Below are 24,545 nucleotides of genomic sequence, written 5' to 3'. Positions count from 1 at the left end.
GGTGAGCGCCCGTGAGCGTCGGTGAGCGCTCACCCGGGAAGGCGTCAGGCGGCTACGAGCCGAAGGGTGTTCACCGCCGGGGCGGCGGGCGGCTGCGGGGCGGTCATGCCGAACGTGCGGGTGACGGCTTCGGCGACGAGCTTGGTGTAGGCGTGGAACGGCCGGCGCGGCCCGGACAGCGCACTCCGGGCCAGCTCCGCGTACTCCTCGATCTGGGACATGCCGGAGTCCACGATCGCGAACCGCAGGGCCTCGGCCAGCTCGTCGGAGCACTGGAGCTCCGAGGCGGTGAGCATCATCGCCGGGTGGAAGGCCAGCAGGCCCACCATGTCGTAGAACCGCAGCGACATCGACACCCGCACCGACAGGCGCGGCTCCGGCTCGCCCGGGTCGGCCTCGCCGAACAGCGAGACGTTCTCCTGCACCGTGTCTACGGTCAGGACCGGCTGAGTGGTGAGCGAAGCGTGCATGATGGAACTCCCTTCATGGGGCATGGAGCGGCGTACTGACTTGGCGGTTGGGGCGCCGCTCCACTGCGTTTGGGCAGGTCAGAGAAGTGCTAGGCCCACCCCCACTGCTGCTTAGGGGGACTTTCGCCCTCTCGTGATACCCAAGGTAGGCAGGCGTCATCTGTGCGTCAAGCCCCCCTCGCGGTACTCTTGCCTCGCCCCCCTAGGCAGCGAAGGGATCACGATGCACGAGGAGCTTGAGCGGGTGGCCAACGTGGCCGTCCCGATCGAACGGGCCAAGGCGGCGATTGCCCTGATGGCGGACTACCAGAGCCGGGTGGTCGAGCTGTCCCGCGTCCGCCGGGAGGCCATCGAAGAGGCGTCGGCGTCGGGCATGTCGCAGACCGAGATCGCTGCTCTGCTCGGCGTAAGCCGCGGGCGTGTCGGCCAGCTCGCGTCGGCCGGCCCCGCGCCGGAGCGCGCGTTCTTCGGCCTGGGGCCCATGGCGGTGGCGCTCGGCGGCAAGTACGAGGCCGGGAAGTCGCAGGAGGAGAACCCAAGCGAGGTCGTGACCAGGGAAGACCTCAGCAACTACGAGCACCTGCGCAAGCTGTTCGCGGGCCTGAAGCTCGACTCCGAATCCGAGGTGATCCCGCCGTCCGGCATCGTGAACCTGAACCGCGACCACCTGGTGGTCATCTGCGGGCCGCGGCTGTCCCCGATCGTTGCTCAGGTGCTCGAAGGTGACGACAACCTGCGGTTCCGCAAGGACTCGGCCTGGCACTTGGCGGACCTGCGCACCGAGACCGAGTACCGCTCCCCGCTCGACGTGGACGGCACAGCCGGGGACGTCGGCTATCTTGCTCGGCTTCCCCGCCTCGATGGCAAAGGGACCTTCCTGTACATCGCGGGCATCCACGCGATCGGCGCGAACGGTGTCGTGCACTATCTGGAGAACCACCTCGGCGAGCTCTACCGCGAGGTTCGGGCGAAGCGTTTCTCCACGCTCATCTCCTGCCGTTACGACCCGCAGACCCTGGAAGTTCTGGAGAGCAGCAGGGTTACCCCGATCTACCGACACGAGGGCTGACAGATGCGCGTCTCCATCGCCACCGCTCCGGGCGGCGCGAACCCGAACGAAGACTGGGTGGCGGCCACGCCCACTCTCGCCGTCGTCTTGGACGGCCTGAGTACGGCCGGGCTGGACACCGGCTGCCAGCACGGCGTTCCGTGGTACGTCGCCCAGTTGGGCGGGCACCTGGTGGCCGCGCTGGCAGAGCCCGGCTGGCCGCTGGCTGACGGGCTGGAGCAGGCCCTCGACCAGGTCGCCGCACTCCACCCCGGGTGCGACCTCGGCAACCCCGGTACACCATCGGCAACGGTCTCGATCCTGCGGGCCGGGGCCGATCGCTTCGACTACCTGGTCCTCGCCGACTCACCGATCGTCTTCGAGCGGGCCGACGGCTACCAGGTGGTCACTGACCTGCGCGTGGACACGGTGGTGCCGGAACTCAGAGCCGAGACGGAACGGTTCTCCACGGGCACGCCAGAGCACGCGGAGGCGGTCCGCCGCATGGTCGAGGCCCAGCGGCTCACTCGGAACACGACGGACGGCTACTGGGTGGCGGCTTCCAGCGGCGAAGCGGCACGCCATTCGCTGACCGGCACTGTGCCGCCAGCCGACGTCCGGGCGGCGGTTGTCCTCTCTGATGGAGCCTCACGACTTGTCACTGAGTACCGTGCCGCATCGTGGGCGGACGTCTTTGTGACGCTCCGAGAAGCTGGCGCAGACGGGCTAATCTCTGCAGTGCGAAAGGTCGAGGCGACGGACCCTGACGGGCGGCGCTGGCCCCGATATAAGGCAAGTGACGATGCGGCTGTGGTCTTCTATCTGCCATAGGCAGATGCGCTTGGGACGCGGCTACGGGGCCGAGCGCCAGTGGCGTGCGGCCCCGCAGTATGTAGGGAGAAGGACTAACTAGTGGCCGCGCGATGCCCCGTCCTCGTCTAGGGCTCCGCTAGCTTCTGTGATGAATACATCTAGGACTTCTGTCAGTTCGTCGATGGCATTGTCGCCGGCGTGTACATGCTCCATGGACTGTTCGCCAGGGCCGATGTGGAGGACCGCGTAGTAGCAAGTCCATGCTTGACTGGCCAAGCTGAGGGCGACGCTCCCGACGATAGCCGGGCCCTCAACTGCTACGCGCGCTGCACGCAGGTCCAGCAGCTGAAGTTCGGAGCGTTGACTCTCATAGGCCGCTTCTCCTTGATCGGAGTCGGCGAGTTGCTGATGCCAGAGATCCCGCAGCATCGTTTGGGTGTTCTTGGTGCATCCGATAAATTCGGAGTAGGCCAAACTTCGAGGCTCTCGGCGTGACCGAAGGTGCTCTGCCCGGATCACCATCTCGGACTTGACCTGCTCGGCCCGAATTGCCGCCTCGGTCTTTTCCCGCTCGGCTCGTATTAGCATCTCGGATTTTTCTAGATCTGCCCTGAGTTGGCGACTTGTTTGAGATTTGGAGAACCATCCAGTCAGGATGGCCGCCAGGCTCGTTCCGGCTGCCCCAACTGCGGTTCCCAGTACGGCCGCTACACCTGCATCCATGCGTTCATCGTTTCACGCACGGTGCTAGTCGGGGGAGGGATGATCAGTCCTGGGCCGCCTGTGGGCCGTCCGGTGGTGGTCGAGAGCGATCAACGATGACAGCTGCCGACGGCTCAGCCCCTGGTCAGAGGTGCTTGATCAGGCCTGCAAAATCGACAGGCCAAACCCAGGGCAAGAAGTAGGCCCGGGCGGTCGATCGCACGTCGAAGGGCCCCGCTCCCCGAATCGGGGGGCGGGGCCCTCTCGCGTGCGGCTCCCGCGTGGGGAGCGGCGGTCCGGTGCGGACCGGGGTGCACGACCGTCTCCCACGGCGGCCGTGCACCTCGGAGTCCGGCGGTGGTGCGGACGGACGCGTCCTAGTGGCCGCAGCAGCCGCCGTCGACGCCGCCGCACTGGCAGGGCGCGCCGGACTGGCAGCCGCAGCCGCAGCCCGGACCGCAGCCGCAGCCGGCCGCGAGGACGGGCAGGAGCTTCGGGGCGGTTGGTTCGACGGTGTCGGGTGCCGATGCCGGTCCGGTCGGGTTTGCCTTCATCGCGCTGACCCCTCCTTCCGCGGGCACACCTCGGTGCCCACGGAATCGAGTGAAACCGCCGACCCGTGGGAGCGTCAACGGGCGCGCGGTGGTGGGGAGTCCGGGTGTCCGTGCTCCTCCACCACCCCCGCCCGGGGTTTACCCGCTCACTCCGCCTCGGCGGCGGCCTCCGAGGCGGCGACGAACTCCTCCACGTGCTCACCGGTCACCAGGTACACCACGCGCTTGGCCACCGAGACCGCGTGGTCGGCGAACCGCTCGTAGTACCGGCCGACCAGGGTGACGTCGACCGCGGTCTCGATCCCGTGGTGCCAGCGCTCGTCGATGAGGTGCGCGAACAGCTCGCGGTGCAGCGCGTCGATCGCGTCGTCGTCCTGCTCCAGCTCCAGCGCCTTCTCGACGTCCTTGGTGGCGATCACCAGGCCGGCCTTGGCCACCAGCCGCTGGGCGAGCTGGCCGAGCTCCAGGACGGTCGAGTGCAGGTCGCGCGGGACGGCCGACTCCGGGTAGCGCAGCCGCGCGACCTTGGCGACGTGCCGGGCGAGGTCGCCGCAGCGCTCCAGGTCGGCGCTCATCCGCAGCGAGGTGACGACGATGCGCAGGTCGGTGGCGACCGGCTGCTGGCGGGCGAGCAGGTCGATCGCCCGGTTCTCCAGGTCGTGGTGCAGGTCGTTGACCTTCTCGTCGGCGGCGATCACGCTCTCCGCCAGCGCCAGGTCCGCGTCGAGGAGGGCCGTGGTGGCCCGACCGAGGGCCGAACCGACCAGCCGGGCCATCTCGACCAGGCTGTCGCCGATCGAGTCGAGTTCCTCGTGGTACGCGTCGCGCATGTTCTCTCCTCAGTAGCTGTGTCGGTGGCGGTGCCGACCGGCCGTCCGGTACGGCCGTCGGTACGGCGCACGGGTGACCGCTGCTGGTGGCGCGAATGGTACGCGCGCACCTCGGGTGACGGACGGGCGTTCGGCTCCGTCACCCTCCCCACACGGGCTGCCCGGCCAACTCTGGGCCGTCCGGGCGACCACGCACGACCCGGACGGTGAACCGGCAGCTACCTGAAGGTGAATTCTCGGCAACGCGTGGCCGATCCCTTGATCCGACCCTTGGGGAGCGCCCGCACCGTGCGCTTAGGCTGGCGCTATGGACGTGAACGTGGCCGCCGCCGCTGCCTGCGCCATAGCCGGGCTCGGCGTCGGCCTCACGGCCTCGATCGCTTTCCGTTGGAGCGAGCGCGAGCAGGCCAGGGGCAGGTACGGCGGGACCAACCGGAATCAGGGGCCGAGCCCCGCGCAGGAACCCCCGCTGCCGCCGGGGGTCGACACCGTGCTCTCCGTGCTGCGCTCCTGCGCGATCGTGCTCGGCGAGGGCGACGAGGTCGTCAAGGCCAGCTCGGCGGCGTACGCGATGGGCCTGGTGCGCGGCGGCGCGGTCGCCGTCGACCAGCTGCTCGCGCTGGCCCGCGCCACCCGCCGGGACGGCGAGATCCGCCAGGTCGAGCTGGAGCTGCCCCGCCCCGGCGCGGCCCGCGCCGCCGAACCGCTCGCGGTCTCGGTCCGGGTCGCCCCGCTGGGCTCCCGGCTGGTCCTGGTGCTGGTCGAGGACCAGACCGACCGCCGCCGGGTGGAGGCCGTCCGCCGCGACTTCGTCGCCAACGTCAGCCACGAGCTCAAGACCCCGGTCGGCGCGCTCTCGCTGCTCTCCGAGGCGGTCGCGGACGCGTCCGACGACCCGGAGGCGGTGCAGCGCTTCGCCGGCCGGATGCAGATCGAGGCGACCCGGCTGGCCAGCCTGGTCCAGGAGATCATCGACCTCTCCCGGGTCCAGGACGACCGGCTGATGGTCGACCCGGAGCCGGTCGCGGTGGACGAGCTGATCGCCGAGGCGATCGACCGCTGCCGCCAGCAGGCCGCCGCCAAGCAGATCCTCATCGCGGCCGGCGGCATCGCCGGCCTCTACCTGCACGGCAACCGCGGCCAGCTGGCCGCCGCGCTCGGCAACCTGGTCGAGAACGCCGTCAACTACAGCCCGCCGCGGACCAGGGTCGCGATCGCCACCCGGCGGATCTCCAGCGCCGCCGCGCTGGGCGAGGCCGACGGCGAGCTGATCGAGATCTCGGTGACCGACCAGGGCATCGGCATCTCGGAGAAGGACCGCGAGCGGGTCTTCGAACGGTTCTACCGGGTCGACCCGGCGCGCTCCCGGCAGACCGGCGGGACCGGCCTCGGCCTCTCCATCGTCAAGCACGTGGCCGCCTCGCACGGCGGCACCGTCTCGGTGTGGAGCGTCGAGGGCCAGGGCTCCACCTTCACCCTCCGCCTGCCCGCCGGGCAGGCTCCCGTGGACCTGCCCCGTGCGGGGGACGCCGCGGAACCCCTGTCAGAAACAACCCCCCAGCTTGCCCCGGAGGCCTGATCGTGACCCGAGTACTGGTGGTCGAGGACGAGGAGTCGTTCAGCGACGCCCTGTCGTACATGCTCCGCAAGGAGGGCTTCGAGGTGGCCATCGCCGCCACCGGCCCCGACGCGCTGGAGCAGTTCGAACGCAACGGTGCCGACCTCGTCCTGCTCGACCTGATGCTGCCGGGGCTGCCCGGCACCGAGGTCTGCCGCCAGCTGCGGGTCCGCTCCAACGTGCCGGTGATCATGGTCACCGCCAAGGACAGCGAGATCGACAAGGTGGTCGGTCTGGAGATAGGCGCTGACGACTACGTCACCAAGCCCTACTCCACCCGCGAGCTGGTCGCCCGGATCCGCGCGGTGCTGCGCCGCCGCGGCGAGAGCGAGGGCCCCGGCGACGGCGGCGGCCCCGGCGCGCTGGAGGCCGGCCCGGTCCGGATGGACGTCGACCGGCACGTGGTGACCGTGGACGGCGCCAAGGTCGACCTGCCGCTGAAGGAGTTCGACCTGCTGGAGATGCTGCTCCGCAACGCGGGCCGGGTGCTCACCCGGATGCAGCTGATCGACCGGGTCTGGGGCGCGGACTACGTCGGCGACACCAAGACGCTGGACGTGCACGTCAAGCGGCTGCGGGCGAAGATCGAGCCGGACCCGGGCGCGCCGCGCTACCTGGTCACGGTCCGCGGCCTCGGCTACAAGTTCGAGCCGTAAACCGCCCCGTCCGGGCGGACACGACGGAACGCCCCTCCGGCACCGGCCGGAGGGGCGTTCCGTTCGTCGTGGGTGCCGCGCCTCAGTGGGCGGCGGCGGACGGCGTGGCCGAGGCACCTGCCGCCGGGGTGGCCGGCGCGGTGGTGCCACCGGCGGCCGGGGTGGCCGGCGCGGTCGCGGTACCGGTGGCGGCCGGAGCGGTGGCGGTCCCGGTGGCCGGGGCCGCGGGGGTGGTGGCGGCACCGGTGGCGGCCTTGCTCGGCGCGGCGGCCGGGGCGGCCGGGCCGAAGCCCTTGTACAGGCCCTTGTTCGGGCTGACCGCGGCCTCGGTGTCCAGCTTCTCGTGGTTCTTGAACGAGAAGGAGGTCGCCACGTAGCCGCCGACGTTCACGCTGGCGGAGGCGATCTTCGCGATCGGGTTGCCGGGGCCGCCGAGCAGCACCGCGCCGCCGGCCGGGACGGTGATGCCGGTCAGCGGGGCGCCCTTGTCGTCCGCGAAGGTGGCGGTGGCGCCGTTGCCGACGGTGATGGACTGCAGTTCGAGCAGCTCGGTCCCGCTGTTGCTGATGTTCACCGTCACGGTGGCGGGGCCGGTGTGCTCGCCGGCGGACTCGTCCCCGGTGACCACGACGATGTTGTTCAGGCGGACGTCGGTCCCGAGGGTCGCCGACGCGTTGTCGGGCTTGATCTCCAGGGTGGCCGGCGTGTTGCCGGCGGAGCAGGAGGACAGCGAGGCGATGGCGAGGGCGGCGAGGGCGGCGATGCCGCCGCGTCGAAGGCTGCGGCTCACGGCGGCGGCTTCTCCTAGGTCACGTGTCGGTAGGTCAGGTCTCAGATTATCGACCTCGCTTATGCGCTCCTCACGGGGTGGTCCCCGTGTCGCACGTCAGGGGGTGCCGGGGCGCCCGGACGGCGGCACTTCCGCGTGTTCAGGTCAAGAGTCGACCAAGATCGGATCACGATCGGGATACGGCCCGATAAACGGTGAAAACTCAAGATCCAATCACGGTTTCGGGAGTGTTGCGGCACGTTTCGATGGATGGCGGAACCGCCTCCGACCTGCGGGAAGCCCTCGTCGAACACCGGTCGCAGCACGTCATAGGGGTCCTTGTCAAGCCCCGAGACCGGCCCTGACCTGCGAAAACGCCCTTCGGGTGCGCCGAAAAGCGTGTTATTCTGGAAAGCCACGGAAGGGGTCCTGTCACATGACGTTCAAGGTTGGCGACACGGTGGTCTACCCCCATCACGGGGCTGCGCTGATCGAGGCCATCGAAATTCGCCAGATCAAAGGTGTGGACAAGACCTACCTGGTGCTCAAGGTGCAGCAGGGAGACCTGACGCTCCGCGTGCCCGCCGAGAACGCGGAGTTCGTCGGCGTGCGCGATGTGGTCGGCCAGGAAGGTCTGGACCGGGTCTTCGAGGTGCTGCGCGCACCGTACACCGAAGAGCCGACCAACTGGTCCCGTCGCTACAAGGCGAACCTGGAGAAGCTCGCCTCGGGCGACGTCATCAAGGTCGCCGAGGTCGTCCGCGACCTGTGGCGTCGCGAGCGCGAGCGCGGCCTCTCGGCCGGCGAGAAGCGCATGCTCGCCAAGGCGCGCCAGATCCTCGTCAGCGAGCTCGCGCTGGCGGAGAACACCAACGAGGACAAGGCGGAGACGCTGCTCGACGAGGTGCTCGCCTCGTAGCGGCCGTCCGCTCCACAACGCTCACAGCGCCCGATGCCGGCGCGCCGCTCACCGGACCGATGGTCCGTGGGTGGTGCAGTGGCACTTCGGGCGCTGAGGCGTGTCCGGACGACGCCCCCGCACCCGGGCGGCCTGGTCGGCCTCGGGTCTGCATGACCGTTTCTGCTGAGCCTGCGGGCGGAAGACCGGTGGTGCTTCGGAAGGGGTCCGCGCCCGTCGTGCACGCCATGGCCATACCCACTTCTCCGAAGGAGTGAAACCTGAACGCCACAGCAGCAGTCGCAGCAGCAGTGGTGCCGGCCGCCGGACGCGGTGAGCGGCTGGGACCGGGCGCCCCCAAGGCCCTGCGTGAACTGGGCGGCGTGCCGCTCCTGGTGCACGCCGTCCGGGCGCTGATCCGCAGCCGGGCGGTCGGCCTGGTCGTCGTCGCGGCCCCGGCCGACGGCGTGGCCGAGGTGGTCGCCCTGCTCGACGGCCACGGACTGGAGGACAAGGACATCCGGGTGGTGGCCGGCGGGGCCACCCGCCAGGAGTCGGTCCGGCTGGGCCTGGCCGCCATCCCCGCCGAGGTCGGGATCGTGCTGGTGCACGACGCGGCCCGGCCGCTGGTCCCGGTCGAGGTGGTGGACGCGGTCGCGTCGGCCGTCCGGGCCGGAGCCGAGGCGGTGGTGCCGGCGGTGCCGCTGGCCGACACCGTCAAGCGGGTCGAGCCCGTCCCGGGCGGGCCCGAGCCGGTGCTCGACACCCCCGACCGGGCCACCCTGCGCGCGGTGCAGACCCCGCAGGGCTTCCGCCGGGAGACGCTGGCCGAGGTGCACGCCAAGGCGCTGGCCGAGGAGACCGCGGGCGGCGCGGACGCCCTGCCGCCGGTCACCGACGACGCCGGCCTGGTGGAGCGCTTCGGCGGCCGGGTGGTCGTGGTGCCCGGCCACGAGGAGGCGTTCAAGGTGACCCGTCCGCTGGACCTCGTGCTCGCCGAGGCCGTACTCGCCCGCCGGAGGGCCGCCGATGCCTACTGAGACCCAGCCCCCGCTGCTGCCCCGGGTCGGGGTCGGCACCGACGTGCACGCCTTCGAGGCCGGGCGCCCGCTCTGGGTGGCCGGCCTGGAGTGGCCGGACGCCGGGGACGGCCTGTCCGGGCACTCGGACGCCGACGTGGCCGCGCACGCCGCCTGTGACGCGCTGTTCTCGGCCGCCGGGATCGGCGACCTGGGCGCGCACTTCGGCACCGACCGGCCCGAGTGGGCCGGCGCGTCCGGGGTGACGCTGCTCGCCGAGGCGGCCCGGCTGGTCCGCGCGGCCGGCTTCGAGATCGGCAACGTCGCGATCCAGGTGATCGGGATTCGGCCGAAGATCGGCAAGCGCCGGGACGAGGCGCAGGCCGCGCTCGGCGCGGCGGTCGGCGCGCCGGTGTCGGTCTCCGGCACCACCACCGACGGCCTCGGCCTCACCGGCCGGGCCGAGGGCCTGGCGGCGATCGCCACCGCCCTGGTGTACGAGCGCCGTTGAGGCGGTGCGGTGAGCGGGCGGGAACAATCCCGGTCTGACGGGTGTTCACCGGGTGTCGCGGGGGCCCGAGTCGGTAGTGTGCGGCTCCGGGCCCGCGCGGGGCTTCCCCTCGGGCCGTGCCGCTGCCGACGAGATTGAGGTGTCCGATGAGCGCAGAACTCTCCGAGCGTGCCAAGGACCTGTTCGACGACAAGTCCTTCGCCGTGGTGTCCACGATCCAGCCCGACGGCAGCCCGCAGTCCTCGGTCGTCTGGGTCAAGCGGGACGGCGACGACATCCTGTTCTCCACCGTGGAGGGGCGCCGCAAGCACCTCAACCTGGTGAAGGACCAGCGGGTCTCGCTGGTGATCAACCCGCCGGAGAGCCCGTACACCTACCTGGAGGTGCGCGGCGAGGTCACGCTCACCCGCGAGGGCGGCAAGGAGCTGATCGACGAGCTGAACCTCAAGTACCGGGGCGAGCCCCTGTACACCTACGACGGCCCGGACGACGTGCGGGTGGTCGTCCGGCTGCGCCCGCGGAAGGTGGTCGGCTCGATCTGAGCCGCCCCCGGTGGAGGGGGCGCCGCCGACACGTCCCGGGACGGAACCCGGGGCGGAACCCGGGACGGAAAAGGCCCTGCCGCGGTATTGACATTTCGGAATGTCGCGGGGCACCCCCTCCTGCCCACTACGCTTGACGCTGTGAGCATTCGCCTGTACGACACCAGCACCCGCCAGGTACGCGACTTCGTCCCGCTTGTACCGGGTTGTGTCTCGATCTACCTGTGCGGCGCTACCGTCCAGTCGGCGCCACACATCGGGCACATCCGGTCCGGCCTCAACTTCGACGTCATGCAGCGGTGGTTCGCCTACCGCGGCTACCAGGTGACCTTCACCCGCAACGTCACCGACATCGACGACAAGGTGATCGCCAAGGAGCGCGAGCTCGGCACGCCGTGGTGGCAGATCGCCTACGCCAACGAGCGGGCCTTCAACGACGGCTACACGGCGCTGGGCTGCCTGCCGCCGACCGTCGAACCGCGGGCCACCGGGCACATCCCCGAGATGATCGAGATGATGCGCGGGCTGATCGAGCGCGGGCACGCCTACGCGGCCGAGGGCAACGTCTACTTCGACGTGAAGTCCTTCCCGGGGTACCTCGCGCTCTCCAACCAGAAGCTGGAGAACCTCCAGCAGCCCAGCGGCGAGGGCGAGACCGGCAAGCGGGACCCGCGCGACTTCGCGATGTGGAAGACCGCCAAGCCCGGCGAGCCCAGCTGGGAGACCCCGTGGGGCCGCGGCCGTCCCGGCTGGCACCTGGAGTGCTCGGCGATGGCCCACAAGTACCTGGGCGCCGCCTTCGACATCCACGGCGGCGGCCTGGACCTGATCTTCCCGCACCACGAGAACGAGATCGCCCAGTCCAAGGCGTTCGGCGACGACTTCGCCAACTTCTGGGTGCACAACGCGTGGGTCACCATGGCCGGCGAGAAGATGAGCAAGTCGCTCGGCAACTCGGTGCTGGTCTCCGAGATGGTCCAGCGCTGGCGGCCGATCGTGCTCCGCTACTACCTGGCCGCCCCGCACTACCGCTCGATGATCGAGTACAGCGAGGAGTCGCTGCGCGAGGCCGAGGCCGGCTTCGGCCGGATCGAGGGCTTCATCCAGCGCACCGTGGAGCGCTGCGGCGCGGTCGACGCCGCGCCCGAGGTGCCGCCGGCCTTCGCCGAGGCGATGGACGACGACCTGGGCGTGCCGCAGGCGCTCGCGATCGTGCACACCGCCGTCCGCCAGGGCAACAGCGCCCTCACGGCGGACGACAAGGAGAGCGCGGTGGCGCGGTTGGCCGAGGTCCGTGCGATGCTCGGAGTACTGGGACTCGACCCGCTCGACCCGCAGTGGGCCGGCGCGGAGCGCGGCGAGGACCTGCACGGCGTGGTCGACTCGCTGGTCCACCTGGTCCTGGAGCAGCGGCAGGCGGCGCGGGCCCGCAAGGACTTCGCCACCGCGGACGCCATCCGCGACCAGCTCGGCCTGGCCGGGCTGTCGATCGAGGACACCCCGTCCGGCCCGCGCTGGACGATCAACAGCCAGTAACCCCCGGGCGACCGAGGGGTGAGGTGGGGCCGTACCGGACCGGTGCGGCCCTCCCGCATGACGGAGCGCATGCCGTCGGCCGTACCGGTTCGCACCGGGACGGCCGGCCATGCCGGACAGACAGACAGGAAGTACAGCCATGGCCGGCAACAGCCAGCGCAGGAACCGCCGCAACCCCGGGTCGAAGAAGGGCGCGAGTGTCGGTACCGGCGGCCACAGCCGGAAGGCACTCCAGGGCAAGGGCCCGACCCCGCGCGGTGAGGAGCGCAAGGGTCACCCGAAGCAGCGGGCCGCCAACGCCGCGCTCAAGCGCGAGCGGGACGCCAAGGCCCGGGCCGGCATGCGCCGGGCCGGTGCCGGCGGTCGCGGCGGTCGCGGCGGGGCGGGCTCCGCGGAGCTGGTCTTCGGCCGCAACTCGGTGGTCGAGGCGCTGCAGGGCGACGTGCCGGCCAACGCGCTGTACGTCCAGCAGTTCATCGACACCGACGACCGGGTCCGGGACGCCTTCCAGGCCGCCAACGACCGGGGCATCCCGCTGATGGAGGCCCCGCGGCCGCAGCTGGACCAGATGACCGGCGGGATGAACCACCAGGGCCTGGTGCTGCAGGTCCCGCCGTACGAGTACGCGCACCCCGAGGACCTGCTGGAAGAGGCCGCGGAGTCCGGCCGGGACGCGCTGATCGTGGCGCTGGACGGCGTCACCGACTCGCGCAACCTGGGCGCCGTGGTCCGCTCCGCCGCCGCCTTCGGCGCGCACGGCGTGGTCATCCCCGAGCGCCGCGCGGCCGGGATGACCGCCGGTGCCTGGAAGACCTCCTCGGGTGCCGCGGCCCGGCTGCCCGTCGCCCGGGCCACCAACCTGACCCGGGCGCTGGAGGCGTACCAGAAGGCCGGTCTGCTGGTGGTCGGCCTGGCCGCCGACGGCGAGGCCGAGATCGGCGACCTGGAGGCGCTGACCGGGCCGGTGGTGATCGTCGCGGGCAGCGAGGGCAAGGGCCTGTCCCGGCTGGTCTCGGAGACCTGCGACCTGCGGGTGCGGATCCCGATGTCCGGGCTCACCGAGTCGCTGAACGCCGGTGTCGCCGCCGGTGTCGTGCTGTACGAGGCGGCGCGGCTGCGGGCCAAGGTCGGCTGACCTGCCACTGCACAGGACGGGTGTCCGGCGCAGGCGTTCTCCGGAACCGCCCGCCGTTCGTCCGCAAGACGGGTGAAAGCGATCGGGTCCGACCGGGCCCGATCGCTTTTCTCATGATCACTTCAAGGGGCCTCCCGATATCCACTCGGGAGAGTGTCCTAACCGGGTGTCACCCGGTTAGACGGGCGTGGACACCAGAACACCTCGGCGCCCGCTCCTGGGCGGTGGCAGCACCGGGATAGACGCGGACCCCGGCCTCAACACCGTCAAGGTGCCGTCCGACCCGGCGCGCCTCAGCAGCACCCAGGCGAGCTTCCGGCTCAAGCTCGGCACCCCGGTGGCGCCGCTGATCGACGCCCCGGCCGGACTGCTCTCCACCGGTGCCGCGTTCGGCGACCCGTACGGCGCCCAGGGCCTGATCCGCCGCCCGCTGGTCACCCCGCAGGTGGTCGTCCCGGCCGGCAGCGTGTCGGCGCTCGCCGGGGGCGGCGCCGGCGGGCCGCGCCGCAAGGGCCGGGTCACCCCGGTCACCTGGACCGGCGAGGCCCGGCCGGGCGACGTCGCGGCCACCCGGCTGCTGGAGGCGGTCCGGCTCGGCGGCGTCCCGGCCGGGGTCGGCGGCCGCGGCGGCGGACGGTCGGACGGCTCCCTCGCGGACGAGGACACCCAGGTGATCCCGCCGTACGGCGGCGCCCGGACCGTGCCGCGCCAGCCGCGCGAGGGCGACGGCACCGCCACCGAGGCCGGCGTCGGCCCGGTCGGCGCGCCGCAGGGCTGGACGCCCAGCGGCGAGCTGCCCGAGGTCTCGGCCGCCGGCGCCGAGGGCAGGCCGCCCTGGTACCCCGGCCGCCGGGTCGACCTCGGCCTGGTGCTGCTGCCGCTGCGCGCGGTGCTCGGCTCGCTCTCGGTCTACGCCGGGTTCAGCAAGCTCTGCGACCCGGTGTACTTCGACGGCGGCGAGCGCGGCTCGATGATGCGCTGGCTCTCCTCGCTGCACCCGTGGAAGGTCGCCGAGCCGCTGCTGGCCTTCGCCATGGCGCACCCGGTCGGCTCCGGCCTGGTGGTGTCGTTCACCGAGATCGTGGTCGGCGTGCTCACCCTGCTCGGCCTCTGGCAGCGGCTCGCGGCCGGCGCGGCGATGCTGCTCTCCGCCGCGCTGCTGTTCACGGTCAGCTGGAAGGCCGTCCCGGTCTACGACACGCCCGACCTGATCTTCCTGGCGGCGTGGAGCCCGCTGCTGATCGCCGGGGCGCCGTTCGCCTCGCTGGACGGGCGGCTCAACCTGGAGGCCTGGCGGCGGTACGGCGCGGGCGCGCCGACCGCGCTGCGCCGCCGGGTGCTGCGGCGCGGCGCGGTGGTCACCGCGGTCGTGGTCGGCCTGACCCTGCTGCTCGGCTCGATGCTGGGCGCGGCGGTCCGCACCGGGGGCCGGCCGCACCCGGCCCCGGCCCGGCCGGCCACCGACTACGGGACGCCGGTCTGGCCCAGCGGCGGGCCGTCCGTCACCCCCGCCGGGAAGGGCCCGTCCACCTCGCCCTCGCCCGCCGCCTCCCGGCCCGCCGCGCCCACCACCGCCTCCACGGCGGCGCCGTCCGGCGCCCCGGCCTCGGCGAGCGGCAAGCCGGCGACGGCCACGCCGAGCGGCAAGGCGAAGAGCGCCAAGCCGGAGACCGGGGCGGCCAGCCCCGCCGCCCCGGCGGCCTCCGCGCCGCCGGCCGCCCCGGCCCCGGCCGGGTCGACGCCCGCGCCGCGCGGCACCCCGGCGCCGGGGGCCGGCGCCGGGACGGCCTCGAAGCCGAGCCCGAGCAGCGGGACGGGCAGCGGCACGGGCGGTGCGCCGTCCGGCTCCGGGACGGGCTCCGGTTCGGGCTCGGGGCTGCTGGGCGGGGTGCTGGGCAGCGCGCCGCTGGCCGAGCTGTCCGGCGCCGGCGCCCGGAACTCCCGCCCGGGGACGCCGACGGCCACCTGACGGGTCCTGGGCGGCTGGGTACGACGATCGGCCGGGTGCTCCGTGGGGGAGCACCCGGCCGATCGTCGTGTGCGGGGCCCCGGCTAGCTCGGGGTGCGGCCGGCGCCCGAGGCGAGCTCCTTGGCGGCCTCGGTGAGGTCCTTCGCGGTGTCGATGGCGCGCCAGTAGACGCCCTGCGGCAGCTGGTAGCCGGCCAGCCGCTTGCCGCGGGCCAGCTGCGGGAAGGTGGTCCGCTCGTGGTCGCCGACGTCCGGCAGCAGCTCGGCGAACTCCGGGCTGAACACGTAGAGCCCGGCGTTGATGAGGAACGGCGACGGCGGGGCCTCGATGAAGTCCAGCACGTTGCCGAACTGGTCGGTCTCCACCGCGCCCCACGGGATCCGCGGCCGGGCCAGCGCGAGGGTCGCGACGGCGTCCCGCTCGTGGTGGAAGGCGGCCATGTCGCGCAGGCTGAACCTGGTCCAGATGTCGCCGTTGGTGGCGTACCAGGGCTCGTCGGGGCGGGGCAGCGCCTTGGCGGCGTACTTGAGCCCGCCGCCGCGGCCGAGCGGTTCGGCCTCGACCACGGTGCGGACCCGCAGCGGCAGGTCGGTCCGGTCGAGCCACTCCTCCAGCACGTCGGCCAGGTGCCCGCAGGAGACGACCGCGTCGGTGACGCCCTCGGCGGCGAGCCAGGCCAGCTGGTGGCCGAGGATCGGGATGCCCGTGCCGGGGATCTCCACCAGCGGCTTGGGGCGGTCGTCCGTGTAGGGGCGCAGCCGGGAGCCCTGGCCGCCGGCCAGGATGACGGCCTGGGTCACCGGCACCGGGCCGTGGGCGACCGGGCCTTGGGCGGGGGTGTGCGGGGGGACGGCCGTGGGGCCGGAGTCAGCGGTCATGGCTGAACAATAGGCGGGCCCGGGCGGCCGCGTGGGTGGCTCGGCGAGCCCGTGCCCCGCGGAGCTCCCGCCCGCCTCGTGTGCCCCAGCAGCCCCGTCCGCCTGGTCCGCCTGGTCCGTCGGGGACGGTTGGCGGCGCCCGCCGGGGTCAGCTCGCCGCGCCCGCCGCGAACGACCCGTCGCAGACCGGGCGGGCGAAGGACCGGGCGCGCTGCACGTCGCCCTGGTACTTGCGCACCGCGGCCTTGCCCAGCTCGGTGGCGAGCGAGCTGCAGTACGGCGTGAGCGCGGGCTGCTCGCGCATCGAACGCTCCAGCAGGTCGAGCGCGCTGCCCGGGTTGTGGGCCCGCAGCTCGTCCAGCAGCACGACGCGCAGCGCGTCCTGCGGGGCGAGGCCGTCGGGGGCCTTGCCGGTGGTCGCCGCCCGGCCGATCCCGGCGCCGTCCTCGCTGGCCGCCGCGACGACCTGCTGGTCCAGCGCGGTGGGCGGGGCCCACGGCACCCTGGTCACGGCGAGGGTGCCGGTGGTCACCAGGACGACGGGCAGGGTGAGGGCGACGGTCTGGCCGATGCGGCGAACTAGCTGTTTCACGCTCAGGAGAGTAGCGGTGGGTACGGGCCGGATCGCCCTCCGTTACACCATCGGGTGACACGGTGTCCGGGTTCGTCCCTGCGCCGTGTTGACGTCACCACCCGTTGGGGTGGCTGTTCGCCGTTCGGGGGTCGCCGCTCGGGGCTCCGGGCGCCGGGACGACGGAGCCCCGCCGGACCGGTGGGGTCCGACGGGGCTCCGTGACGCGCGGGCCGGGGCCTCAGCTGGAGAGGCGGGCGCCGGTGGTGGTGTTGAAGACGTGGGTCTCGTCCGCGACCGGCACGACGTGGATGGTCTCGCCGCGGGCCGGGATCTGGCGGCCGTGCACGCGGACGACCAGGTCCTTGTCCTCGCCGCCGATCTTGGTGGTGCCGTAGACGAAGCCGTCCGAGCCGAGCTCCTCGACCACGTTGACGGTGACCGCGACGCCCTCGATGCCGCCGCCGGGGACGATCTGGAAGTGCTCCGGGCGGATGCCGACGGTCACGTTCTTGTCGGTGCCGGCGCCGGCCAGGTCCTCGCGGGAGATGTTGACGACCGAGCCGCCGAACTTCACGCCGCCGTCGACCAGCGGCACCTCGACCAGGTTCATCGCGGGCGAGCCGATGAAGCCGGCCACGAACAGGTTGGCGGGCTTGTCGTACATGTTGCGCGGGGTGTCGACCTGCTGGAGCACGCCGCCCTTGAGCACCGCGACCCGGTCGCCCATGGTGAGCGCCTCGGTCTGGTCGTGGGTGACGTAGACGGTGGTGATGCCCAGGCGGCGCTGCAGGCCGGCGATCTGGGTGCGGGTCGAGACGCGGAGCTTGGCGTCCAGGTTGGACAGCGGCTCGTCCATCAGGAAGACCTGCGGCTCGCGGACGATCGCGCGGCCCATCGCGACGCGCTGGCGCTGACCGCCGGAGAGCGCCTTCGGCTTGCGGTCCAGGTACTCGGTGAGGTCGAGGATCTTGGCGGCCTCTTCGACCTTGGTGCGGATCTCGCTCTTGTTGACGCCGGCGATCTTGAGCGCGAAGCCCATGTTCTCGGCGACCGTCATGTGCGGGTACAGCGCGTAGTTCTGGAACACCATCGCGATGTCCCGGTCCTTCGGGGGCAGGTGGGTCACGTCGCGGTCGCCGATCCGGATGGCGCCGCCGTTGACGTCCTCCAGGCCGGCCAGCATGCGGAGGCTGGTCGACTTGCCGCAGCCGGAGGGACCGACCAGGACGAGGAACTCGCCGTCCGCGATCTCCAGGTCCAGCCCGTCCACCGAGGGCTTGGTCGCCCCGGGGTAGACGCGGGTCGCCTTGTCGTACGTCACAGAAGCCATGGCTGTGCTCTCCTTCACCGGCAGGAACGTGCCGGACGATCCGAGTAAAGGGGGGTGGGACTGCTCGGGCCGATCCGTCCGCAGTGGTCTGAACCACAGCACGAACCGACTCCCGGCGACGCTACCTGCGCTTCCGCCGCTTGTCAGCCCCCGGCCGACCCGAATTCGGCCACGGTTCCATCACGCCCGCCCCGCGCCGGGCCCCCGGCCCAACCCCCGGATATCCCACCACCGCTCCGCCCCCGCCCGGTAGACTGCCCCCGGTGCCGCCGTGACCACGTCGCGGACGGTCACCATGCCTCCTTAGCTCAGCTGGCCAGAGCACCGCTCTTGTAAAGCGTAGGTCGTCGGTTCGAATCCGACAGGGGGCTCGACAGGTCCTCCGTGAAGGCCCTCCGGCGCGCAGCCGGGGGGCCTTCGTCGTTCGCTCAGGGCTTGGGCGGGCGGAGGTGGCGGAGGGTGTGGCCGGGGTGGTGGGCGGTGAAGAGCTCGGCGGCGCGGCGGTAGGAGAGGCGGGCCCGGTGGGTGTGCGGGCAGCGGTCGGCGGCGGGGGTGCCGGCGGGGGCGCGGCGGTCGGTGAGGAAGAGCGGGCCGGTGGTGCGGCCGGCGAGCAGCAGGGGGAGCAGGCGGGCGGTGCCGGACTGCCAGTGCAGGGGCCGGGCCGGGGGCCGGGTGCGGCGGTGCGGGAGGTCGAGGTCGTCGACGTCCAGGGCGAGGACGGCCTCGACCGGGGCGCCGCTCTCGTGCAGGAGGTGCCAGAGGGTCTGCTCGCGCAGCGGGGCGCGGCGGGCGGGGGCGGTGGGCGGCCGGTCGGGGCTGAGCCGGTCGCCGGCGGGGGCCGGCAGCGGGCGGGGGCGCAGGCCGCGGCCCGGGTCGGTGTCGATCCAGCCCTGGGCGCGCCACCAGGTCAGGGCGGCGCGCAGGGTGGAGAGTTCGCGGTTGAGGGTGCGCGGGTCGGTGTCCGCGGCGCGGCGGTCGGCGGCGGCGCGCAGCCGGGCGGCGGCCTCGGGGTGGTCGAGCCGGGCGAGCGGCAGCACGGGCGGCCGGGCGCGGCGCCGTTCGGGGCCGGTGGGGGCGGGGCGGTCGGCGAGCGCCCAGGCCCAGGTGTGCAGGGCGATCCGGTAGATCCGGCGGGAGCCGTCGGCGAGTCCGGAGGCGGCCAGGTAGCGCTCGACGGCGACCGCGTACTCGACCGGGGGGAGGGGTGCCATGGGCGTCCTGCTTTCCGCAGTAAACGATGGTTGGCCGGGCTCCCCGGCATCCTAGCGGATGTGCAGTAAACGCAGGTGGGAGCGGGAGTTGGGGGCCTTTTACTGCGGTAGTGGGGTGGTTTTCGAACATTGATGCCCATCGGCTCAGGTTTTTCTCCGGAAAGCCTTGTCGGGGCTTTCCGGGTGTGGGCAGACTGGGTGACCGTGACGGAGCGGACGGAGCGGGACCCGGCCGGCCGCCGACGGCTGACCAGCCGTCTGGCGGTGCTGGGCGAACGCGATTTCAGGTGGTTCTTCATCGGCTACGCGACCTCGCTGATCGGCTCCACGATGGCGCCGGTCGCGGTGGCCTTCGCGGTCCTCGACGGCGGGGGCGGCGGGACGGCGCTGGGCGGCGTGATGGCCGCCCGGATCCTGCCGATCGTGCTGGTGCTGCTGCTCGGCGGGGTGATCGCGGACCGACTGGGCAGCCGCCGGGTGATGCTGGCGGCCGACGTGCTGCGCTCCGCCGTCCAGGCCGCGTTCGCGGCGGCGCTGGTGACCGGGCACGCGCCGGTCTGGGTGATGGTCGCGCTGGTCGCCGTCTGGGGGCTGGGCGAGGGGGTGTTCCTGCCGGCGCTGGGCGCGCTGGTGCCCGCGTTGGTGCGCCGCAAGGAGCACCTGCCGGACGCCAACACCCTGCTGGGGCTGGCGCGTTCGGTGTCGACGGTGGCCGGTCCGGCGCTCGCCGGGGTGATCACGGCGGGGTACGGCCCGGGGGCGGTGCTGCTGATCGACGCGGTGACGTACGGGATCGGCGCGCTCGCACTGGCCCGGCTGTCGGTCGCCGGGCCGGCCGCGGCGGATGCCGCCGACGGGGGCTCGATGCTGGCCGACCTCCGGGACGGCTGGGACGAGTTCCGCTCGCGCCGGTGGCTCTGGGTGACCACCGTGCAGATGGCGCTGTTCAACCTGCTGGTCTGGGCGCCGTTCCTGGTGCTGGGCCCGCTGACCGCGCAGCGCGAGCTGGGCGGGGCGCGGGCCTGGGGCCTGGTGATGGGCGTCTACGGGGCCGGCGCGGTGCTGGGCGGCCTGCTGATGCTCGGCCGCCGGCCGGGGCGGCCGCTCGCGGTGGCGACGGTGGCGACGCTCGGCTGGGCGCTGCCCTCGGCGGCGCTCGCGGCGGGGCTGCCGCTGGGCTGGACGGTCGGCGCGGCGCTGCTGGCCGGGGTGGGGTCGACGGTCTGCGGCTCGCTGTACGACTCGACGCTGCAGAGCTGGGTGCCGACCGAGGTGCTGGCGCGGGTCACCGCGTTCGGCGGGCTGGGCGCGTTCGTGCTCGGGCCGCTCGGCCTGGCGGCGGCCGGTCCGGTGGCCGACCGGGTCGGGGTGCCGGCCGTGCTGGCGTTCGGCGCGGGGTGGCAGCTGCTGGCCGGGGTGGCGGTGCTGGGGGTGCGCGCGGTGCGCTGCCGGGGCTGGGAGGACGGCGCGGAGCGGCGGTCCGGGCCGGCGCTCCCCGCGGAGGCGGCGGAAGCGGCCGCCCGCTGAACCGTGCGGTGCTTGGGCCGCCGGCGCCCGAGGGGCACGGCGCCCCGGGCGGCCGTACGGTGGACAAGTGCGGGGGCGAACGGAGGAGGTAGGCCATGCCCGGTTCTCTCACCATCAGCCACCACGAGGCGGCCGCCGCCGTCGACCATACGGACGCCCGGCGGCTCGCCACGGTGCTCGACGAGCTCGCGTACCTGCTGGAGATCCCGGGGCCGAACCGGATCAACGACGCCCAGCTCGCCGCCCTGTGCGAGGGCCGCGCCCCCGACCGGGCCGAGCTGGCGCACTGGTCGCGGGCGCTCGCCGCGGAGCTCAAGGGCCGGCGGTAGCACCGGGTGGGATGAACGCGCCGGAGCACCCGCCGGACCCGCCGTACGATGGCGCGCGGGGCGGGTGGTCCGCGCGTGCCCTCCGGGCGCCGGGGTGGCCGGCGGCCGGTCCGGCGGAGCGGGGCGGGGGTTCGGACGTGGTGCAGCGGGGGCGGTCCGGGGCGGTGCCGATGTCCTGGCTGGCGGTGGAGACGCCGCTGCCGAGCGGCCCGCTGCACGTCGCGGTGACGCCGCGGGGCGTGGCGGCGGTCGGCTACCTCGGGCTCGCCGCCGAACTGCCGCGCTGCACCGACGAGTCGAAGATCGCCGCGGTCACCGGCCGGGTCGGCGAGTACCTGGCGGGCCGGCGGCGGGAGCTGGACCTGCCGATCGACTGGAGCCTGAGCGGCGGCCCGCACCGCACCGTGCTGCAGGCGCTGCTCCGCGAGGTGCCGTACGGGCGGACCATCACCTACGGCGAACTGGCCGTCCGCAGCGGGGTTTTCGGCGACGTCGACGAGCCCGGGCTGGCGGCCCGGACGGTCGGGCAGATGATGGCCGCCAACCCCGTCGCGCTGCTGGTGCCCTGCCACCGGGTGGTGGCGGCGGACGGGATCGGCGGCTTCGGCGGCGGCCGGGTCGGGATCGACGTGAAGCGCTGGCTGCTCACCCTGGAGGGCGTGCTGGAGCCGACGCTGGACTGGAACGGGCCGCTCTGACCGCCCGGCTGATGGCAAGTCAGTGCACCAGCTGGGCCTCCGGCAGGCCGGTCCGGACCGGTGCCGCCTGGCGCGGCAGCACCGGGTGGATGCCGGAGACCAGGGTGTACTCGATGCCCGCCGGGTCCCCGGTCCACTCGGTGTCCGGGCGTTCGCCGAGCGCCAACTGCACGGCCGCCCACGGCAGGTTGAGCCCGCACAGGCGCAGCTGGTGCAGTCCGCCGGAGGGCCGGGTGTTGACGTCGATCACCACCGGCTCGCCGCGCAGGTGCCGGAACTGCACATTGGAGAGGTAGGCCATGCCGGTGGCCTCGACCAGCCGGCGGGCGGGTTCGAGGTACTGCGGCGCGGTGGTGAAGCTGCGCCGGCGCCGGGCCTTGCTGCGCCCGACGGCGGCGAGCAGGGTGCCGTCCCGGTCGGCGAGGCAGTCCACCGAGATCTCGGGGCCGTCGAGGTAGGGCATGACCAGCAGGTCGGCCGCCTCGCCGGGGGCGGTGCGGGCCGCCTCGGCGAGCGCGGCGGCCACCTGGTCGACCTGGACCCGGCTGTCCCAGCCGGCCAGCCGGTGCAGGCCGAACGGTTCGCGGGTGAGCACCCGGAACCCCTCGCCGCCGGCCCCGGCGGCGGGCTTGAGGCAGGCGGCGAGGCCGGCCGCCTCGATCCGGTCGACGGCGTCGACCAGCTCCTCGGCGGTGCGGACCAGCCACCACGGCGGGGTGGGCAGTCCGGCGTCGGCGATCGCCGCGTAGCCGTCGGCCTTGCTCTCGAAGGCGGCGATCGCGGCGGCCGGCGGGCAGGCCAGCGCGGTGCCGACGGCCTCGAACTCGGGCCGGTGCAGGGATATCGCGAGCTGGTGCAGCCGGGGCAGGAAGACGTCGACGCGGTGGCGGGCGCAGTAGTCGAGGGCGAAGGCGACGTAGGCGTCGGGGGTGAGGTCGGCGGGTTCCAGGCCGGCGTGGTCGGCGACGGCGAGGACGGGGGAGTCGGGGTCGACGTGGGTCGCGTGGATCCGCAGCGGGCGCGGTGCGGCGCGCAGCTGTTCGATGAAGAACACGTTCTCGGCGTACGTGCGGTTGAGCCAGACGTTGACGGGGGCGCTCATCAGGCCTCCCAGGGCAGGGGTGAACGAGGGGAAGGGCTGCTGGTGTGGCCGCGCTCGTCAACTGGCCCCGTGGCCCTTTGAGGTGGCACCTTAGCGGCCCGCCGCGCGGCTTCGAACGCGGGGTCGACCTGTCGCGCGGGGGCCGGGCGCGGGCGGCTGGATCATATTCTCGATCATATGCTCGAATAAATATCGATCAGACATTCTATTCGTACTATTTTTGCGGTTATTCCGACCACTCGAAAGAGTGATTGCGGTCGCCATCCGAATGGGCCCACCATGGATTGTTGCAAGTTGCCAGGCGACACTTCATCGGGTACGGGTACGCGAAGGGCTTCCTATGTCGACCGAAACCAACGTCGGTATTCCCGCGGCGGGCGGTGAACCGCAGACCCGCGACCAGCAGAGTCTCGCCACCGCGGCCGCGCGGAACCTCGCGACGACCACCAAGTCCGCACCGCAGATGCAGGAGATCAGCCCCCGCTGGCTGCTCCGGATGCTGCCGTGGGTCCAGGTCTCGGGCGGCACCTACCGGGTCAACCGGCGGCTGCGGCACGCCGTCGGCCGCGGCCGGGTGAGCTTCGACCGGACCGGCGCCGAGGTGCGGATCATCCCGCCCACCCTGCGCGAGGTGCCGGTGCTGCGCGGCTTCCCGGACGACGCCGTGCTGGAGGAGCTGGCCGGGCGCTTCGTCCAACGCGAGTTCTCCGCGGGTGAGGTCCTGGTCGCCGCCGGAGCGCCGATCGACGAGGTCTTCATCATCGCGTACGGCAAGCTCAACCGGTTCGGAACCGGCAAGTACGGCGAGGAGACGGTGGTCGGCACCCTGGCCGACGGCGACCACCTCGGCGACGAGGCGCTCCAGCAGGAGAACGGCAGCTGGCCGTACACCGTCCGGGCGGCCACCGCCGGTACCGTGCTGGTGCTCTCCTGGCCCGCCTTCCAGGAGCTCGCCGACCGTTCCGAGGCGCTCCAGCTGCAGATCATGGAGTACCTGGCCGGCTTCCAGCAGCCGCAGAACAAGCACGGCGAGGCGGCGATCGACCTCTCGGCCGGCCACCACGGCGAGTACGAGCTCCCCACCGCCTTCGTGGACTACGAGCTCAAGCCGCGCGAGTACGAGCTCAGCGTCGCGCAGACCGTGCTCAAGGTGCACTCCCGGGTCGCGGACCTCTACAACCAGCCGATGAACCAGACCGAGCACCAGCTCCGGCTGACCGTCGAGGCGCTGCGCGAGCGCCAGGAGCACGAGCTGATCAACAACCCGGAGTTCGGCCTGCTCCGGAACGCCGAGTACGACCAGCGGATCCAGACCCACTCCGGCCCGCCCACCCCGGACGACATGGACGAGCTGCTGAGCCGCCGGCGCGGCACCAAGCTCTTCCTGGCCCACCCGCGGACCATCTCCGCGATCGGCCGCGAGTGCAACCGGCGCGGCCTCTACCCGGACACGGTCGAGGTCCACGGCCGCCAGGTGTTCGGCTGGCGCGGGGTGCCGGTCTTCCCGTGCAACAAGATCCCGATCGTCGGCGGCCACACCAGCTCGATCATCGCGATGCGCACCGGCGAGGACAACCAGGGTGTCATCGGTCTGCACCAGACCGGAATTCCCGATGAAATCGAGCCGAGCCTCTCGGTCCGATTCATGGGGATCAACGAGCAGGCCGTCATTTCCTATCTGGTGAGCGCCTACTACTCGGCCGCCGTTCTGGTGCCGGACGCCGTCGGCGTTCTGGAGAACGTCGACATCGCCCACCACCAGGGCTGACCGGGGCCGGTCGGATCGCGCCGCCCGGCCGGGCCGGACCAGGCCCGCCGGGCGGCGC

The 24,545-nt window shown here is 72.8% G+C and carries 25 protein-coding genes and 1 tRNA gene; 16 read left to right on the top strand and 10 right to left on the bottom strand.

Going from position 1 to position 24,545, the window contains the following annotated elements:
- Window positions 1-44 precede the first annotated feature (44 nt).
- Window positions 45-470 carry a hypothetical protein gene (locus AB0N76_RS22050; RefSeq protein WP_363559358.1) on the bottom strand — a complete coding sequence of 142 codons (426 nt, stop codon included), beginning with the start codon at window positions 468-470 and terminating at the stop codon, window positions 45-47.
- Between the two features lie 223 nt (window positions 471-693).
- On the opposite strand from AB0N76_RS22050, the gene AB0N76_RS22045 reads away from it, so the two are divergent.
- Both AB0N76_RS22045 and AB0N76_RS22040 read left to right on the top strand, forming a co-directional pair.
- Window positions 694-1,539, top strand: coding sequence for a sigma-70 family RNA polymerase sigma factor (locus tag AB0N76_RS22045; RefSeq protein ID WP_363559356.1), 846 nt, complete (start codon window positions 694-696; stop codon window positions 1,537-1,539).
- Between the two features lie 3 nt (window positions 1,540-1,542).
- Window positions 1,543-2,349: a hypothetical protein gene (locus tag AB0N76_RS22040; RefSeq protein WP_363559354.1), complete on the top strand. Its 807-nt coding sequence runs from the start codon at window positions 1,543-1,545 to the stop codon at window positions 2,347-2,349.
- Window positions 2,350-2,427: 78 nt separating this feature from the next.
- Here AB0N76_RS22040 and AB0N76_RS22035 read toward each other — a convergent pair whose 3' ends face one another.
- The 3 genes from AB0N76_RS22035 to phoU all read right to left on the bottom strand — a co-directional run bounded on the left by AB0N76_RS22035 (window position 2,428) and on the right by phoU (window position 4,417).
- Entirely contained in the window at window positions 2,428-3,054 is a 627-nt protein-coding gene (locus AB0N76_RS22035; RefSeq protein ID WP_363559352.1) for a hypothetical protein, read from the bottom strand.
- A 356-nt stretch (window positions 3,055-3,410) separates the two neighbouring features.
- Window positions 3,411-3,587, bottom strand: coding sequence for a hypothetical protein (locus AB0N76_RS22030; protein WP_363559350.1), 177 nt, complete (start codon window positions 3,585-3,587; stop codon window positions 3,411-3,413).
- 146 nt (window positions 3,588-3,733) lie between these two features.
- Entirely contained in the window at window positions 3,734-4,417 is a 684-nt protein-coding gene (phoU, locus tag AB0N76_RS22025) for a phosphate signaling complex protein PhoU (protein WP_363559348.1), read from the bottom strand.
- A gap of 307 nt (window positions 4,418-4,724) precedes the next feature.
- Between phoU and AB0N76_RS22020 the strand changes: the two genes are divergently transcribed.
- Both AB0N76_RS22020 and AB0N76_RS22015 read left to right on the top strand, forming a co-directional pair.
- On the top strand, window positions 4,725-5,996 hold the full coding sequence (locus tag AB0N76_RS22020) for an ATP-binding protein (RefSeq protein WP_363559346.1): 1,272 nt from the start codon (window positions 4,725-4,727) through the stop codon (window positions 5,994-5,996).
- 2 nt (window positions 5,997-5,998) lie between these two features.
- Complete coding sequence (locus AB0N76_RS22015) at window positions 5,999-6,691, top strand: response regulator transcription factor (protein ID WP_327678296.1); 693 nt, start codon at window positions 5,999-6,001, stop codon at window positions 6,689-6,691.
- Between the two features lie 82 nt (window positions 6,692-6,773).
- On the opposite strand, the gene AB0N76_RS22010 is transcribed toward AB0N76_RS22015, so the two are convergent.
- The gene (locus AB0N76_RS22010; protein ID WP_363559344.1) at window positions 6,774-7,481 is read right to left on the bottom strand and encodes a DUF461 domain-containing protein; all 708 of its coding nucleotides are present in this window, start codon (window positions 7,479-7,481) and stop codon (window positions 6,774-6,776) included.
- A gap of 415 nt (window positions 7,482-7,896) precedes the next feature.
- Here AB0N76_RS22010 and AB0N76_RS22005 point away from each other — a divergent pair, with 415 nt between their 5' ends.
- The 7 genes from AB0N76_RS22005 (at window position 7,897) to AB0N76_RS21975 (ending at window position 15,070) form a co-directional block, all read left to right on the top strand.
- Window positions 7,897-8,379 (top strand): CarD family transcriptional regulator, encoded by a 483-nt coding sequence (locus AB0N76_RS22005; protein ID WP_030244332.1) that lies wholly within the window; start codon window positions 7,897-7,899, stop codon window positions 8,377-8,379.
- A gap of 260 nt (window positions 8,380-8,639) precedes the next feature.
- The gene (gene ispD / locus AB0N76_RS22000) at window positions 8,640-9,398 is read left to right on the top strand and encodes a 2-C-methyl-D-erythritol 4-phosphate cytidylyltransferase (protein ID WP_363559422.1); all 759 of its coding nucleotides are present in this window, start codon (window positions 8,640-8,642) and stop codon (window positions 9,396-9,398) included.
- Window positions 9,388-9,888 (top strand): 2-C-methyl-D-erythritol 2,4-cyclodiphosphate synthase, encoded by a 501-nt coding sequence (ispF, locus tag AB0N76_RS21995; protein ID WP_363559342.1) that lies wholly within the window; start codon window positions 9,388-9,390, stop codon window positions 9,886-9,888. The genes ispD and ispF overlap by 11 nt, the downstream gene beginning before the upstream one ends.
- A 146-nt stretch (window positions 9,889-10,034) precedes the next feature.
- Window positions 10,035-10,430, top strand: a complete 396-nt coding sequence (locus tag AB0N76_RS21990; protein WP_363559340.1) for a PPOX class F420-dependent oxidoreductase — start codon at window positions 10,035-10,037, stop codon at window positions 10,428-10,430.
- Between the two features lie 141 nt (window positions 10,431-10,571).
- Complete coding sequence (gene cysS / locus AB0N76_RS21985) at window positions 10,572-11,966, top strand: cysteine--tRNA ligase (protein ID WP_363559338.1); 1,395 nt, start codon at window positions 10,572-10,574, stop codon at window positions 11,964-11,966.
- 139 nt (window positions 11,967-12,105) lie between these two features.
- Window positions 12,106-13,101: a 23S rRNA (guanosine(2251)-2'-O)-methyltransferase RlmB gene (rlmB, locus tag AB0N76_RS21980; protein ID WP_363559336.1), complete on the top strand. Its 996-nt coding sequence runs from the start codon at window positions 12,106-12,108 to the stop codon at window positions 13,099-13,101.
- A 187-nt stretch (window positions 13,102-13,288) separates the two neighbouring features.
- Window positions 13,289-15,070, top strand: coding sequence for a DoxX family membrane protein (locus AB0N76_RS21975; protein WP_363559334.1), 1,782 nt, complete (start codon window positions 13,289-13,291; stop codon window positions 15,068-15,070).
- Window positions 15,071-15,153: 83 nt separating this feature from the next.
- On the opposite strand, the gene AB0N76_RS21970 is transcribed toward AB0N76_RS21975, so the two are convergent.
- The 3 genes from AB0N76_RS21970 to ugpC all read right to left on the bottom strand — a co-directional run bounded on the left by AB0N76_RS21970 (window position 15,154) and on the right by ugpC (window position 17,852).
- The gene (locus AB0N76_RS21970) at window positions 15,154-15,948 is read right to left on the bottom strand and encodes a nucleotidyltransferase family protein (protein ID WP_363559332.1); all 795 of its coding nucleotides are present in this window, start codon (window positions 15,946-15,948) and stop codon (window positions 15,154-15,156) included.
- 148 nt (window positions 15,949-16,096) lie between these two features.
- Window positions 16,097-16,540 (bottom strand): hypothetical protein, encoded by a 444-nt coding sequence (locus AB0N76_RS21965; protein WP_363559330.1) that lies wholly within the window; start codon window positions 16,538-16,540, stop codon window positions 16,097-16,099.
- Between the two features lie 220 nt (window positions 16,541-16,760).
- Window positions 16,761-17,852, bottom strand: a complete 1,092-nt coding sequence (gene ugpC / locus AB0N76_RS21960) for a sn-glycerol-3-phosphate ABC transporter ATP-binding protein UgpC (RefSeq protein ID WP_363559328.1) — start codon at window positions 17,850-17,852, stop codon at window positions 16,761-16,763.
- A gap of 297 nt (window positions 17,853-18,149) precedes the next feature.
- On the opposite strand from ugpC, the gene AB0N76_RS21955 reads away from it, so the two are divergent.
- A tRNA-Thr gene (locus AB0N76_RS21955) sits at window positions 18,150-18,223 on the top strand.
- Between the two features lie 57 nt (window positions 18,224-18,280).
- On the opposite strand, the gene AB0N76_RS21950 is transcribed toward AB0N76_RS21955, so the two are convergent.
- Window positions 18,281-19,063 carry a hypothetical protein gene (locus AB0N76_RS21950; protein ID WP_363559326.1) on the bottom strand — a complete coding sequence of 261 codons (783 nt, stop codon included), beginning with the start codon at window positions 19,061-19,063 and terminating at the stop codon, window positions 18,281-18,283.
- Window positions 19,064-19,267: 204 nt separating this feature from the next.
- On the opposite strand from AB0N76_RS21950, the gene AB0N76_RS21945 reads away from it, so the two are divergent.
- From AB0N76_RS21945 to AB0N76_RS21935, 3 genes are all read left to right on the top strand, one after another.
- Window positions 19,268-20,590, top strand: a complete 1,323-nt coding sequence (locus AB0N76_RS21945) for an MFS transporter (RefSeq protein WP_363559324.1) — start codon at window positions 19,268-19,270, stop codon at window positions 20,588-20,590.
- Between the two features lie 95 nt (window positions 20,591-20,685).
- Complete coding sequence (locus tag AB0N76_RS21940) at window positions 20,686-20,919, top strand: hypothetical protein (RefSeq protein ID WP_363559322.1); 234 nt, start codon at window positions 20,686-20,688, stop codon at window positions 20,917-20,919.
- A 137-nt stretch (window positions 20,920-21,056) separates the two neighbouring features.
- Window positions 21,057-21,617, top strand: a complete 561-nt coding sequence (locus tag AB0N76_RS21935; RefSeq protein WP_363559320.1) for a methylated-DNA--[protein]-cysteine S-methyltransferase — start codon at window positions 21,057-21,059, stop codon at window positions 21,615-21,617.
- A gap of 19 nt (window positions 21,618-21,636) precedes the next feature.
- Here the strand turns inward: AB0N76_RS21935 and AB0N76_RS21930 are convergent, their stop codons facing one another.
- Window positions 21,637-22,719 carry an ATP-grasp domain-containing protein gene (locus AB0N76_RS21930; RefSeq protein WP_363559318.1) on the bottom strand — a complete coding sequence of 361 codons (1,083 nt, stop codon included), beginning with the start codon at window positions 22,717-22,719 and terminating at the stop codon, window positions 21,637-21,639.
- Window positions 22,720-23,059: 340 nt separating this feature from the next.
- On the opposite strand from AB0N76_RS21930, the gene AB0N76_RS21925 reads away from it, so the two are divergent.
- On the top strand, window positions 23,060-24,487 hold the full coding sequence (locus AB0N76_RS21925) for a family 2B encapsulin nanocompartment shell protein (protein WP_363559316.1): 1,428 nt from the start codon (window positions 23,060-23,062) through the stop codon (window positions 24,485-24,487).
- The last annotated feature ends 58 nt before the right edge of the window (window positions 24,488-24,545 follow it).

Origin of the sequence: Kitasatospora sp. NPDC093806 (assembly GCF_040683335.1) — a bacterium.
Lineage (GTDB): Bacteria > Actinomycetota > Actinomycetes > Streptomycetales > Streptomycetaceae > Kitasatospora.
The sequence above is the reverse complement of the archived record's forward strand: the minus strand, read 5'-3'. Positions and strand labels throughout refer to the sequence as shown.